Source organism: Streptomyces sp. UF-297, assembly GCF_058245575.1.
The window spans coordinates 32,935-45,944 of the sequence record NZ_JBSIBZ010000054.1; the positions used below are offsets into that span (position 1 = coordinate 32,935).

Annotated in this window: 9 protein-coding genes; 6 read left to right on the top strand and 3 right to left on the bottom strand. The window is 71.8% G+C overall.

Annotated features, from left to right (window positions below):
• Positions 1–5: 5 nt before the first annotated feature.
• A complete protein-coding gene (locus AC4IJH_RS26855) occupies positions 6–707 on the bottom strand; it encodes a TetR/AcrR family transcriptional regulator (protein ID WP_490854438.1) in 702 nt (233 codons plus the stop codon).
• Between the two features lie 330 nt (positions 708–1,037).
• Between AC4IJH_RS26855 and AC4IJH_RS26860 the strand changes: the two genes are divergently transcribed.
• The 5 genes from AC4IJH_RS26860 (at position 1,038) to AC4IJH_RS26880 (ending at position 7,642) form a co-directional block, all read left to right on the top strand.
• Entirely contained in the window at positions 1,038–2,396 is a 1,359-nt protein-coding gene (locus AC4IJH_RS26860; protein ID WP_490854439.1) for a cytochrome P450, read from the top strand.
• A gap of 54 nt (positions 2,397–2,450) precedes the next feature.
• A complete protein-coding gene (locus tag AC4IJH_RS26865) occupies positions 2,451–2,672 on the top strand; it encodes a hypothetical protein (RefSeq protein WP_490854440.1) in 222 nt (73 codons plus the stop codon).
• Positions 2,673–2,880: 208 nt separating this feature from the next.
• Positions 2,881–3,948: a terpene synthase family protein gene (locus AC4IJH_RS26870; protein WP_490854441.1), complete on the top strand. Its 1,068-nt coding sequence runs from the start codon at positions 2,881–2,883 to the stop codon at positions 3,946–3,948.
• A 225-nt stretch (positions 3,949–4,173) separates the two neighbouring features.
• Positions 4,174–7,098 (top strand): ATP-binding protein, encoded by a 2,925-nt coding sequence (locus AC4IJH_RS26875; RefSeq protein WP_490854442.1) that lies wholly within the window; start codon positions 4,174–4,176, stop codon positions 7,096–7,098.
• A gap of 43 nt (positions 7,099–7,141) precedes the next feature.
• Positions 7,142–7,642 carry a hypothetical protein gene (locus tag AC4IJH_RS26880; protein WP_490854443.1) on the top strand — a complete coding sequence of 167 codons (501 nt, stop codon included), beginning with the start codon at positions 7,142–7,144 and terminating at the stop codon, positions 7,640–7,642.
• Positions 7,643–7,731: 89 nt separating this feature from the next.
• Here AC4IJH_RS26880 and AC4IJH_RS26885 read toward each other — a convergent pair whose 3' ends face one another.
• Both AC4IJH_RS26885 and AC4IJH_RS26890 read right to left on the bottom strand, forming a co-directional pair.
• Positions 7,732–9,711 carry an N-acetylmuramoyl-L-alanine amidase gene (locus AC4IJH_RS26885; protein ID WP_490854444.1) on the bottom strand — a complete coding sequence of 660 codons (1,980 nt, stop codon included), beginning with the start codon at positions 9,709–9,711 and terminating at the stop codon, positions 7,732–7,734.
• Between the two features lie 214 nt (positions 9,712–9,925).
• Positions 9,926–11,059: an aminoglycoside phosphotransferase family protein gene (locus AC4IJH_RS26890; protein ID WP_490854445.1), complete on the bottom strand. Its 1,134-nt coding sequence runs from the start codon at positions 11,057–11,059 to the stop codon at positions 9,926–9,928.
• A gap of 276 nt (positions 11,060–11,335) precedes the next feature.
• On the opposite strand from AC4IJH_RS26890, the gene AC4IJH_RS26895 reads away from it, so the two are divergent.
• Positions 11,336–12,823, top strand: a complete 1,488-nt coding sequence (locus AC4IJH_RS26895) for a DNA-binding protein NsdB (RefSeq protein ID WP_490854446.1) — start codon at positions 11,336–11,338, stop codon at positions 12,821–12,823.
• The last annotated feature ends 187 nt before the right edge of the window (positions 12,824–13,010 follow it).

Here is a 13,010-nt window from a genome sequence, read left to right on the forward strand (position 1 = left end):
GACGGCTACCGGCGCAGCTGGCGCTGCAACTCCCGCCCGGTCAGCTCCTCCACGTCCTCGTAGATGTCGATGATCTCGGGAGCGGCCGCGGCGACCAGCCGCAGGCCGGGTGCTTCGGAGGTCTCCAGCGCGGCGCGGATGGTGAACCCCAGGGCGTCGGCCCGCGCCTCCACCCCGTCCGGCTGCTGGTCCGCCAGCAGCGCCTCGCTCATCAGAAAGCCCATGGTCGTGGCCAGGCAGATGTACTGCTGGTGCGCCACCTCCATGTCGGTGCGCACCAGGCCCCGTTCGCGCAGGAGGTGCAGCTGCTGGCGCTGGGCCTCGTAGCCGTGCTCCACCAGCTCGGCGAGTTCCTTCTTGGCGATGTCGCACAGCCGCCCGAGCACGTCGGAGTCGCCGAGGTAGAGCGCGCGCAGCACCGGGGCGCGTACGACCTCCAGGTAGGAGGCCCGCATCATCCGGCTGGGCAGGATGTCGCGCGGATCGGCCCACATGCGCTCCAACTGGCGCCGCATCCCTTGGGACTTGGCGCGCAGCACCACCGCGAGCAGCAGCGCGTCCTTGGTCTTCCAGTGCAGATAGACCGTGCCCTTGCCGACTGCCGCGCGCCGGGCGATCTCGTCGATCGTCACCCGCCGGTAGCCCCAGGCGAGCAGCAGCTCACCCGCGGCGTCCAGGATCCGCTCGCCCCGCTCGGCCCGCTCCATGTCCCCGCCCTCCCGGCCTTGTTGACTACATGACCGGATATGAAATCTGGTCACGCGGTCAACGGTAGGCCGGTCGCCGCCGGCCCGGCAACGGCGTTTTCGGTCGCGGGCGGCGTGGGGCGCGCCGCCGCGGGGCCGTCCGGGCCCGGACGCTTCCCGGGTCGTTTCGGCGCGCACACAGCGCCGGGAGCGGGCTTCCGCTCTTACACGCCCCCGTGAGCAGGCTCTTTCCGGACGGCAGTGGGATGGCGAGGGGTAGGACCCTGTTAGTCCAAATGGGGAGTAAGGACTGCGGAGAATCGACACTTCCCCTGAGTTAGGTGATCCTCGGTGACGAACGATGCCCTTGCCCGCGATCGCGCCTGGACCGTGGCGATGGCGCCCGGCGGCCTGCCCTTAATCGGACACGCCCTCCAACTGCTGCGCGAGCCACTGGACTTCCTGTGCTCGCTGCCGCCGCACGGTGATCTGGTGGAGATCCGGCTGGGCCCCAAGCGCGTGTGGCTGGTCTGCGACCAGGAGCTGGTGCGCAGGGTCCTGATGGACCCCCACACCTACGACAAGGGCGGTCCCCTCTACGACGAGATGCGGCCGGTGCTGGGCAACGGCCTGGTCACCTGCTCGCAGAAGGTGCACCGGCGCCAGCGCAGACTCGCCCAGCCCTGCTTCCGCTCCGCCCGCATCGCCGACTACGGGGCCATGATGAGCGCCCAGATCGACGCCGAGTGCGCGCAGTGGGAGGCCGGCGCCACCCTGGACGTCACCGACGCCATGATGGCGCTCACCTCCAGGGTCACCCTCCACGCACTGGTCTCCACCTCGCTGGACCCGGGCACCGCCGGGGAGGTGCGCGACTGTCTGCGCATCATCATGCGCGGCGTCTTCGTCCGCGCCATGGTGCCGCTGAGCGCGGTCCACAAGATCCCCACGCCGGGCAACCGCCGCTTCGACCGGGCGCTGGCCCGGCTCCACGCGATCATCGACGAGATCATCGCCGAGCGCCGCCGCACCCCTGCCGCGTACGACGACCTGCTGGCCACGCTGCTCCAGGCCCGGGACGAGGACACCGGCGAGCCGCTGACCGACCTGGAGGCCCACGACCAGCTCATGACCTTCCTGGTCGCCGGCATCGAGACCGCCGCCCTCGCCCTGTCCTGGACCTTCCATCTCATCGGCAGCCACCCCGAGGTGGAGCGCGCGCTGCACGCCGAGGTCGACGCCGTCCTCGGCGGCAAACCGCCCCGGGTCGAGCACCTGCCCGCCCTGGACCTGACCCGGCGGGTGTTCACCGAAGCACTGCGGATGTACCCGCCGGGCTGGGCGCTGGCCCGTACGACCACCAGCGACACGGAGCTGGCCGGGCGCCGCCTGCCGACCGGCAGCATCGTGCTCTACAGCGCCTACGTCCTGCACCGGGACGCGGAGTTCTTCCCCGACCCCGAGCGCTTCGACCCGGACCGGTGGCTTCCGGAGCGGGCCGCCGCGGTCCCCAATGGCGCGCTGTTGCCCTTCGCTGCCGGGAACCGCAAGTGCATCGGGGACACCTTCGCCATGTCCGAAGCCGTGCTCGCCATCGCCGCCGTCACCGCGCGCTGGCGCCTTCGGCCCGTATCGACCAAGCCCGTACGCCCCGTTCCCGCGGTCGTCCTGACCCCGGGCCCGCTGCCCATGCTCTGCACGCCGCGCTAGCGGCCGCGGCGCCCAGCGCGCCGCCCGCACCACCTGAACCATGGAGACCCCACGATGGCCGCACCCCGCTTCGAGGCACCGGACCGCGAGCCCTTCGCCGTCCCACGGCCCCTCCTGGGGCCGGCCGGTGCGAAGCCCGCGGCGGGACCCGCTCCCGAGCCCTCTGCCGCGCCGCCGGCCGCCGTCCGCGCGGTCCCGCCGACCGCGCGGCCCGCCCTCTCGCTCGCCGCCGGCCCCGGCGACCGCATACCGAGCGGTGCGCCCGGCCCGGCGTGAACGTTCCCACGGGGCGCCCGTACCAGGACTTCCACGCCGGCCACGGCGGCCGGACACCCAGTAGCACCCGCCCATACCTGATTTTTGGGCCCGGCGCTGCGATCTCCCACAACTCCTACGGCGCGGAGCGACGAACAGCGGATGGTGATCGTGCCGGGCTCCGAAGCCACCCGCGCTGCACAGAAACCGAGGCATCCTCATGACAACCATGACCGGCCCTGATGACATCGCCGTACCAGAACTCAGCGTCCCCTTTACTCTCCGTCGTGCACATCCGCACCGCGACCAGGCCCAGGCGGCGACCCTGGCGTGGGCCAAACGCATGGGGATGCTCACCTCGGACGCGGCGCTGGACCGCTTCGACCGGCTCGGCTCGGGGCACCTGGCCGCCCACGTCTACACCCAGGTCGGCCTGGAGGAGCTGCTGCTCGGCGCCGACTGGAAGACCTGGATGTTCATGATCGACGACCAGGGGGACGAAGGCCCGCTCGGCCGCGACCCCAAGCGCTGGCACGAGGCGATGGGGCCCTTCGGCGAGGTGCTCGACGGCGAGGTCGAGGACCCCGACAGCCTCCCGCCGGTCGCCCGCGCGCTGGCGGACCTGCTGGAGCGCACCTGCGCGGGGATGCCGCCGACCTGGCCCGCGCGCCTGTACGGGCACACCCGCGACTTCCTCAACTCCTACCAGGACGAGGCCGAGCGACGCGCCCGTCAGCAGATCCCCACCATCAGCGAGTACGTCACCCACCGCCGCAACTCCGGCGCCATGCACATCGTCTACGACCTCGCCGAGGCGCTCGTCCACCACCAGGTGCCGCCCGAGCTCTACTACTCGCGCGAGTTCCAGGACCTGGAGATCGCCGCGTGCGACGTCATCAGCTGGCAGAACGACCTGCGCTCCCTGCGCAAGGAACTCGCGCGCCAGGACGTGCACAACCTCGTGCTGGTGATCCAGTCCGGCATGGGGTGCGACCTGAACGAAGCCGCCGTCCGCGCCCGGGACATGACCCGCGCGCGCATGGACTGGTACGTCCACAGCCGCCAGCTCATGGAGCACATCCTGGACACCTCCCGCCTCCCCTGCTACCAGCGCGGCCACGTCCGCCAGGTCCTGGACATCTACGAGGACTGGATGAGCGGCCACTACCAGTGGGGCGACGAAACCGGCCGCTACACCGAGATCGTGCGCACCGAGCCAGGAGTGGCACCTGATTACGTGGAGCCGCTGCTGAGTCCTCAGGAGAGCGAGGAGCGGGCAGCGCCGCGTATGTGCTGACGGGGCACGGGAACGGGGCGGCTGACTCTTGTGGGGGAACCGTGGCCAGGGGGGCCGCCCCGCCGTGCGCGCTGGTGAGTGCACATCCCGGCGTGTTCTGCAACGGGTTCCCGGAATGTTTCCCTGAAGAGCTGCGTAGTCACGTACGTCTGCTACAGAGTGTCTACAGGGGCGTACTCTCTGCGCTATCTGTCGATCGGTGAAGTACAGGGAACGGAAACGGACATGGCGGACGGACGGGTGCACTTGCGCGAAGTGCGCCGCAATTTGCTGGAACGAGAATCCGAACTCAAGGCAATCGACGCAGCGTTGTCCAAACTGTGCGGGCCAACTGACGGACCGTCCGGAATGCGGCGTGGTGGAGTGCTGGCCTATTCCGGAGCCGCGGGCCTGGGCAAGACCGCCATGCTCGGGGAGGTGCGCACCCGCGCCTCGGAGCGCGGCTGCACCGTGCTGTACGCCCAGGGCGGCGAACACGACCAGGGCCTGGCGTTCCATATCGTACGTCAGCTCGTACAACCGGTACTCGCGGGCCAGGAGGAGTCAACCCGCCGCGAGATCATGGGCAGTTGGTACGACATCGTCGCTCCCGCGGTCGGCCTGACCGCGGAGAAGCCCGACAGCACCCCGGACCCCACCGGTGTCCGCGACGGCCTGGACTGGCTGGTGACGCGCTTCGCGGTGCAGGAGTCGCCGGTCGTGCTGATCCTGGACGACGCCCACTGGGCCGACCTGGAGTCGCTGGACTGGCTCACCGCCTTCTCCCCGCGGGCCGAGGACCTGCCGATGCTGATCGTCGTGGCCTACCGCCCCGACGAACTCCCCAGCGAAGCGGTCTCCTTCCGCCGCCTCGCCGAACGCCACGGCAGCCGCCCCTTCGACCTGGTGCCGCTCACCACCGAAGCGGTGACCCGGATCGTGCGGGACGCGCTGGGCGACAGCGCCGAGGACGAGTTCTGCAGCGAGTGCTGGGCCGTCACCGGCGGAAACCCCTTCGAAGTCGTCGAACTCTCCGTACGCCTGGGCGACTCCGGACTCAAGGGCCGCCACGACGACCTGGCCGAACTGCGCAAGCTGGCCTCGGCCGTCAAGGGCGCCGGACTCATCGAGCGCCTCGAGCGCCTCGGTCTGCCCGCCGTCCGGTTCGCCTGGGCCAACGCCGTGCTCGGCACCTCCGTCCCGCTCGACGTCGCAGCGAGCGTCGCGGCGCTGGGTGCCGAGGAGGCCGCCGACGCCGTCGAGAAGCTGACCGAGGCCCGCATCCTGGCCACCACCGCGGACGGCGGGCTGCAGTTCGCCCACCCGCTGATCGCCACCGCCGTCTACCGTGCCATCCCCAACTCCCTGCGGATCGGCATGCACAACATGGCCGCGGAAGCGGTCATGGAAGCCGGGCTCGGCCCCGCAGCGGCAGCCCGCCACCTCCTGGAGGTCCCCTGCCAGGGCGACGACTGGGTGGTGCAGTGGCTGCGAAGGGCCGCACAGGAATACATGCGGGCCGGAGCGCCCGCCGCCGCGCGGCGCTTCCTGGCCCGTGCCCTGCGCGAACCCCCGGCCGCCTCCGACCGCGCCGCCGTCCTGTACGAACTGGGCTGCTGCACCTTCCTCGCGGAGCCCGCGGCGACCGTCAACTACCTCCGGGAGGCGGTGGAGGAACCCTCCGTCGAGCCGGAACTGCGCGAGGCCATCACCTACCGGCTGTGCCAGGCCCTCGCCCACACCGACCAGTTGGCGGACGCGGCCGCCGTCGCCGAGGAAGAGGCACGGCGCACCACCAACCCCGGCACCCGGCTGCGCAAGCAGGCCGAACACTTCGTATGGAGCGCCTTCCGCGCCGACGAACCGGACTCCGCCGCCCGCTCGCGCAGGCTGGCCCGGCTCGCCGACCACCTCAACGGACGCGGCCTGGCCGAGCGCTACATCCTCGGCCTGCGCGCCTGGGACTGCATGGTGCACGGCGAGCCGGCCGAGATCGCACTGCGCTACGCCGAGGAAGCCCTCGTCGGCGGACTCAGCTGGACCACGGAGAACCGCGGATTCGAGGTCCCGGTCGTCGTCGCCATGACCTTCATGTACTGCGACCAGCCGGGCCGCTCCGAGGAACTGCTCACCCGCGGCATGGCCGAGTGCGAGCGCAAGGGCTGGCGCGGCGCCCACCTGGCCTTCGGCCACGCCCTGCTCGGCTACATCCGCTACCGCCGCGGCGCCCTCCCCGAGGCCGAGGCGTTCGTCCGCGAAGGTCTGCGCATCGCCGACCGGGTGGGCGGCGCCGTCCCGGCCCAGTGGTACGCCATCGGCATCCTCATCGAGATCCTGCTGGCCCGCGGGCGGGTCGGCGAGGCCCAGGAGCTGGCCGACCGCTACAGCTACGGCGAAGTGGTCCCCAACGCCGTGATCTACCCCGACTCCCAGACCGTCTACAGCGAACTGCTGCTGGCCCGGGGCCTGCGCCGGCGCGCCGAGCACCACCTCCGGGAGGTCGGCCGCCGCCTGGAGCCGCGCGGGATGCGCAACCCCGCCTGGTGCCCCTGGCAGCTCAACCTCGCCCGCGCCGTCGCCCTGACCGACGGCGCCCAGGCCGTGGAGCTCGCCGAGGAAGCGGTCCGCAGGGCCCGCAGGTTCGGCGCGCCCTCGGCCATCGGACAGGCCCTGCACTGCGCCGCCACCGTGATCGGCGGCGCCGAGGGCCTCAAGCTGCTGTCCGAAGCCGTACGCCACCTGGAGCGCTCCCCGGCCGCCTACCAACTGGCCGAGGTCCTGGTGGACCACGGCTCGGCCCTGCGCCGCGCGGGCCTTCCGCAGGACGCCGCCGAGCGGCTCTACCGCGGCCTGGAGGGCGCCGTCCACTGCGGCGCCGACCACCTCGCGGCCCGCGCACGTGACGAACTCTCCGCCGCCGGACTGCGCCCCCTGCAACTGCGCACCCCCGGCACGGACACCCTCACCGCGCAGGAACGGGCGGTCGCCGAACGCGTCGTGCGGGGCTGGTCCCAGTCCCGTATCGCCGAGGAACTGGCCACCCCGGAAGCGGCCGTGGCCCGGCTGCTGTCCGGTGTCTACCGCAAGATGGGCACGGACTCCGTCGGCCTTCCCCGGCTGCTGGAGTCCCTGGAAGAATCCGGGTCGGTGCCGCCGATGCCGGAGCGTTGACGCCGGAGCCGGGCCACCGCACGGGCCACGTACGATGGGCGACATGTCCTTCCTTCGCCGCCGCAGCGCAGCCACGCCCGCCGGGCCTGACTTCGACGTCCTCGCCATGGATCCCGGGGACTGGCCGGGCAATCTGGGGGCGGGGCTGCTCCCCGCCCCCGACGGCAGCTGCCAGGGCGTGTTCCTGCGCTACGACCTCTTCGGCGGCCGCGGCCCGGCGATGATCATCGGCAATCTCCCCGAGGGGTCCCCGGCGCGCGAGCTGGAGGACGGGCAGATCCCCTTCGAGGTGGCCCAGCTGCTCGCCGCGCTCGACAACGACGAGGAGGTCACGGTCCTGGAGACGGAGGACGCCCCCGTCATGCACGAGGACAACCTCCTGATCGTCAAGCGCATCAAGTGCTCCGAGGGCCGCATCTCCTGCGTCCAGTTCGACCGCAGCGACGGCGTACTCGTCACGATCGCCAGCTGGGACCGGCCGATCACCGACGACCTGTACGCCCTCCTCAAGCCGCTGCCCGCGGAGATGTTCCAGCAGGGCTGAGACACGGGCCCTGAAGGGCCCCACAGCGCGACGCGACCGCCGGACGGACCCGAGAGGGCCCGTCCGGCGGTCGCCTGTCACAGCCCCGTCTACGGGCCCGAGGGGCGCAGGTCCACATCGGCGGCCCGCACATAGCCCACGCGGTGCCCGACCTGGATCTCGTAGTAGACGTCCCTGCCCCGCACGATCACGTGCTTGCTCACGTCGAAGGTCGGCGCGTAGAAGTACTCGCCCTTCGCCTTCTGCCCCACGGCGTAGGACTGCCCCGCCAGGAGCTTGTACGGCAGCGGTGTGACGGTCTGCACCGGCACCCCCGCCGGGTAGGCCTCCTTCTCCGGATAGGCCCGCCCGTAGACCGGGACATCGGCCCGCCCGGCCTTCGGCGTCGCCACCAGCCCCCTGCCGTTGACGGCGGTCGGCTCACCGGCGGGGTTGTGGAACCACGCTTTCTGCCCGAGGTACCAGATCGCGGTCCAGTCCCCCCGGCGCTCGGCCACGGCGAAGCGCTGGCCCGTGGTGGCGCGGGCCCCGGTGTCGTTGACGCCGGTGGTGGAGTCGCTGCCGTCCGGGCGCAGACCGATGTCCTTGACCAGCGGGGCGCTCGGGCTCGGCCCGGTGTGCAGCCGCACCGCCGTCGAGCCGTGCGGGGCGCACGGCTGCCCCGGCTTGACGCAGTCGGTGTAGAGCGGAGTGTTGTCCTCGTAATCGGGGCGGATGGTCACCAGACCGCCCCGGGGCCCCGCGTCGGGCTTGAACGGCTTGCCCAGCAGCGCGAAGTAGTGCGCCCAGTCCCAGTACGGGCCGGGGTCGGTGTGCATGCCCTTGATGGTGGACGGGAGGGTCCCCGGGACGTTGTCGTGCCCGATGATGTGCTGGCGGTCCAGCGGGATGCCGTACTTCCTGGACAGGTACTTCACCAGCCGGGCCGAGGAGCGGTACATCGCCTCGGTGTACCAGGCGTCCGGCGCGGCCAAAAAGCCCTCGTGCTCCAGGCCGATGGAGTGGGAGTTGATGTACCAGTTTCCCGCGTGCCAGGCGACGTCCTTGGTCGGCACGTGCTGGGCGATCAGACCGTCCGCTGAGCGCAGGGTGTAGTGCCAGGAGACATACGTCGGGTCCTTGATGAGCTTGAGGACCGTCTCCCACGTCCCTTCGGTGTCATGGACGACGATGTAGTCGATGCGCTGGTCCCGGGGCCGGTCGGCCTTGTCGTGGTTGCCGTAGTCGCCGTCGCCGAACTCCTCGTACGGCGCGGGAATGGACCGGCAGGTCACCTGCGCGGGGCACTCCACCTTGCCGGTGGCCGCCGGCTTCGGGCCCAGACGGGCGGCCTGCGCACGGTCCCCGGTGAGCCCGGGCGCCTTGGCCAGGGAGACCCGCTGGCCCGTGTCGGTCACCCGGCTGCGGCCCTGGCGCAGCACCGCGTAGACCTCGTCGGCGAAGCCGGTGGCGCCCTGGGCGTCGTCCGGGCCCGCATAGCGCGCGACGGCCCCGTACCACTGGGCCGGGTCGGTGCTGGGCCGCAGCCCCAGGCGCTTCTGCTCGGCGGCGAGCAGCGCCGCGCCCCCGCTGATGTTGGCGGCCGGGTCCTGGCGCAGCCGCTCGGCGGGCAGCCCGGTCAGCCGGGCCGCCTGCTCCAACGTCCGCAGCCGAGCGGGGAGTTGAGAGGTGTCGGTCAGGGCGTGCCGGACCTGCTTGCGGGCCCGTGCGGTGTCACCGCGCGGGTCCACCTCGCCGTCGCTGTGGTGCGCCGTCCGCGCCAGGGCCGTACGGGCATCCGTGAGGTGCATCGGCCCGTAGCCGCCGGACACGCTGGGCGCGCCGCCGTGCCCGTCCCACCGGGACTGCAGGTAGGAGACGCCCAGCAGCACGCTCTGCGGGACCTGATAGCGCTGTGCCGCGGCCGCGAAGGCCTGCTGCAAGGAGCCCGCGCGCGGCTGGCGCGCGGTGGCGGTGGCCGCGGGCGCGGCCGAGACCAGCGGCAGCAACAAGGCCGCCGAGGCGGTGGCGACGGCGGCCCTGCGCAGGGCGGGAGGGACGGTTCTTGTCCGTGGGGCGGATCCTCGCAATGCAGCCTCCTTGGGCCGGCCCGGAAAGGGGCGGTGTGACGGATGAATCGCATACGGCCGTGCGGGGCGGGACCCGACTACAGCTATCGGTTTGCCGACGCTCCGTCAATCACCGTGCTCCACAAGGAGTTCCCATGTCAGTGCGGCGCTACCCGCACAGACGGGAGCGGCGCGCCCCGTACGGGCGCGCCGCTCAGTACCCCCCGTCGGCGGATCAGCGCGTGCCGACCGCGGCTCGTACCGCACGCCGTGCCATCTGGCAGTCGTCGTGCAGCCGGCGCAGCAGCAGCCGCTGCTCCTCGCCCGCCGTGGGCGTTCCCGGCTGTCCCGGGCCGGGCGCCCCCGGGGGGGTGGGCTCCCGCATCGTCCGCTGCACCGCGGTCTCGTAACGCCGTATTTCCCTGGTCAGCACCAGCATCAGATTGACCAGGAAGGCGTCCCGCGAGGCGGTGCCGGCGTTCTGCGCGAGCTGGCTGATCTGGCGGCGCGCCACGGGGGCGTCGCCCAGCACCGACCACAGCGTCGCCAGGTCGTAGCCGGGCAGGTACCAGCCGGCGCTGTCCCAGTCGAGCAGCACCGGCCCGGCGGGCGAGAGCAGGACGTTGTTCAGCAGCGCGTCGCCGTGGCAGAACTGTCCCTGCACATGCGCCAGCCCGCGCATCAGCTTCTGCAGGTCGCCCATGTCACGGTCGGTGAGCAGGCCGAGGTCGTGGAAGCGCCCGATGCGGCCCGCGTAGTCCAGCGGCGCGTCGAACATCCCGGCCGGCGGTCGCCACAGGTTGACCCGGCAGATCGCACCGAGCGCGGCGCGCACATCGGCGCGGGGCGGCGTCTCGGTGGGGTGGCGCTGCACGGAGGCGACCCGGCCGGGCATGCGCTCCACGACCAGGGTGCAGTTGTCGGGGTCCGCGGCGACCAGCCTGGGTACGCGCACCGGCGGGCGGTGGCGGACAAAGGCCCGGTATGCCGCTATTTCGTGCCGGAACCGCTCGGCCCACGCTGGGGAGTTGTCCAGCAGGCACTTGGCGACTGCGGTCGTACGGCCGGTCGTGCCCACGAGAAGCACGGACTTGCCGCTGCGGCGCAGCACTTGGACGGGGTGGAACTCGGGGCAGATGCGGTGGACCGAGGCGACGGCGGCGCGCAGCTGGGCGCCCTGAGGGCCGGACAAGTCCAGTCTCCCGCTGAGGGGTTGGGGGACCGCCCCCTGCGCCCGTCGCGGACGGCCGCCGGGGAGGCCGGTAACCGCCCCCGCGGAGTGGGAGGGATCGAGATACGGCCCGCTGCCGGACTGCTGCGGACGGTACGGCCGGGTCGGGGCGGTCACGGCGGACGATGCTGCGTACATGGGTGAGACAGATCCCTTCGTGCGCCGACGAGTTGCGGTGAGCACCCGGCCCCGTGTCGGGGTCCCGAGAAGACCCCCGTTGATGGGGTCCCCTGGACAGGGACTCGCACCCTGGGGAATGCGATTCCGGCACCGGGCCGGGGGCTGCGTTCCTACAGAACACGCGGGCGCGGGTGGCAGACCATCTGGCGCACCCTGGCGAACCCTGGCGAATACTCGCAGGGCCCCTGAGGTGGCGGTTACTGTCAACTCAGTCGAGGAACCTGGGGGCTTGACGTGGACAGGGAGCCGAACACCCGTCTCGCGGACCTTTTCGGCCTGGCCGGCTGGTCCAAGGGAGAACTGGCGAGGCTGGTCAACCGGCAGGCGGCGGCCATGGGGCATCCGCAGCTGGCGACCGACACCTCGCGGGTACGGCGCTGGATCGACACGGGGGAGACCCCGCGCGACCCGGTGCCCAAAGTGCTGGCCGCCCTGTTCACCGAGCGCCTCGGCCGTGTCGTAACCACCGAGGACCTCGGTTTCGGGCGCTCAGGGCGCGCGGGGAAACGGCAGGCCATGGACGGTCTGCCGTGGCCGCCCGAGCGGACCGCAGCGGTCCTCACGGAATTCACGGGAATGGACCTCATGCTCAACCGACGCGGCCTGGTGGGCGCGGGCGCAGCGCTCGCCGCGGGATCCGCACTCAGCAGCGCCATGTACGACTGGCTGCACACCGATCCGGCACTGGCGGCAGATGCCCCGCGCTTCGACAACCCCCTGACCCCCGCAACCCTCGACCAGACCAGTTTCGACCGTTACGAAGCGGCCCCCGTGGGGTCGCAGGAGATCGACGCCCTGGAGCGTTCGGTGGAGGTCTTCCGCGCCTGGGACGCGGCCCGCGGCGGCGGGCTGCAGCGCAAGGCAGTGGTGGGCCAGCTCAACGAGGTCGGTGGCATGCTGGCCTACCGCCACCCCGATCACCTGCAGCGCAGGCTGTGGGGGGTAGCGGCCAACCTCGCCGTCCTCGCGGGCTGGATGTCCCACGACGTGGGCCTGGAGCCCACCGCGCAGAAGTACTTCGTCATCGCCGCGCACGCCGCGCGCGAGGGCGGCGACCGGCCCCGGGCGGGCGAGGCGCTCTCCCGGGCGGCCCGCCAGATGGTGCACCTGGGCCGTCCCGACGACGCCCTGGACCTGATGAAGCTGGCCAAGTCCGGTTCCGGCCAGGAGACCCTGCCGCGCACCCGCGCCATGCTGCACACCATCGAGGCCTGGGCGCAGGCGACCAAAGGGCAGGGCCAGGCCATGCGCCGCACCCTCGGCGAGGCGGAGGAGCTGTTCGTATCGGACAAAGGCGATGTGCCGCCGCCCAGCTGGATGCAGACCTTCAAGGAGGAGGATCTGTACGGGATGCAGGCACTGGCCTTCCGCACGCTCGCCGAGCACGACCCGGCCGCCGCCAAGCAGGCACAGCACTACGCGCAGAAGGCGCTGGCGCTGCGGATCGACGGCCGGCAGCGGTCGAAGATCTTCGACTATCTCTCCATGGCCTCGGCCTGCTTCATCGCCGACGACCCGGAGCAGGCGGACCGCTACGCACGGCTGGCGCTGGTGACGATCGGGGAGACCTCATCGCACCGCACCTGGGACCGGCTGCGCGAGATGTACCGCCTGACCGGGGAGTACGCGGGCTACGGCAAGATCCTTGAGCTGCGGGAAGAGATCCAGCAGGTCATGCCGAGGAAGAACCGGACCAACAACCCCAGGAACTTCACCCTCTGAACCCTCCGAGACCGCAGCCGGCGGGCCGAGGTCATCGCGGTGTCAGGCCTTCCGGCACTGGCATTCCTTCGCATCGGGCCTTCGTATCGGGTCGGTCCCTCAACCGGGACCTGCTGAGGGCACGTGAAAAGCGGGGCGGCCGGCAGCTGCATGCACCGACCGCACCAGGCGTACCCGCCGCGCCTCG

Bases quoted from the DNA above. Each gene is read 5' to 3' on its own strand.
- AC4IJH_RS26875 (WP_490854442.1), top strand. From the start codon at position 4,174: ATGGCGGACGGACGGGTGCACTTGCGCGAAGTGCGCCGCAATTTGCTG.
- AC4IJH_RS26865 (WP_490854440.1), top strand. From the start codon at position 2,451: ATGGCCGCACCCCGCTTCGAGGCACCGGACCGCGAGCCCTTCGCCGTC.
- AC4IJH_RS26870 (WP_490854441.1), top strand. From the start codon at position 2,881: ATGACCGGCCCTGATGACATCGCCGTACCAGAACTCAGCGTCCCCTTT.
- AC4IJH_RS26890 (WP_490854445.1), bottom strand. From the start codon at position 11,059: ATGTACGCAGCATCGTCCGCCGTGACCGCCCCGACCCGGCCGTACCGT.
- AC4IJH_RS26855 (WP_490854438.1), bottom strand. From the start codon at position 707: ATGGAGCGGGCCGAGCGGGGCGAGCGGATCCTGGACGCCGCGGGTGAG.
- AC4IJH_RS26880 (WP_490854443.1), top strand. From the start codon at position 7,142: ATGTCCTTCCTTCGCCGCCGCAGCGCAGCCACGCCCGCCGGGCCTGAC.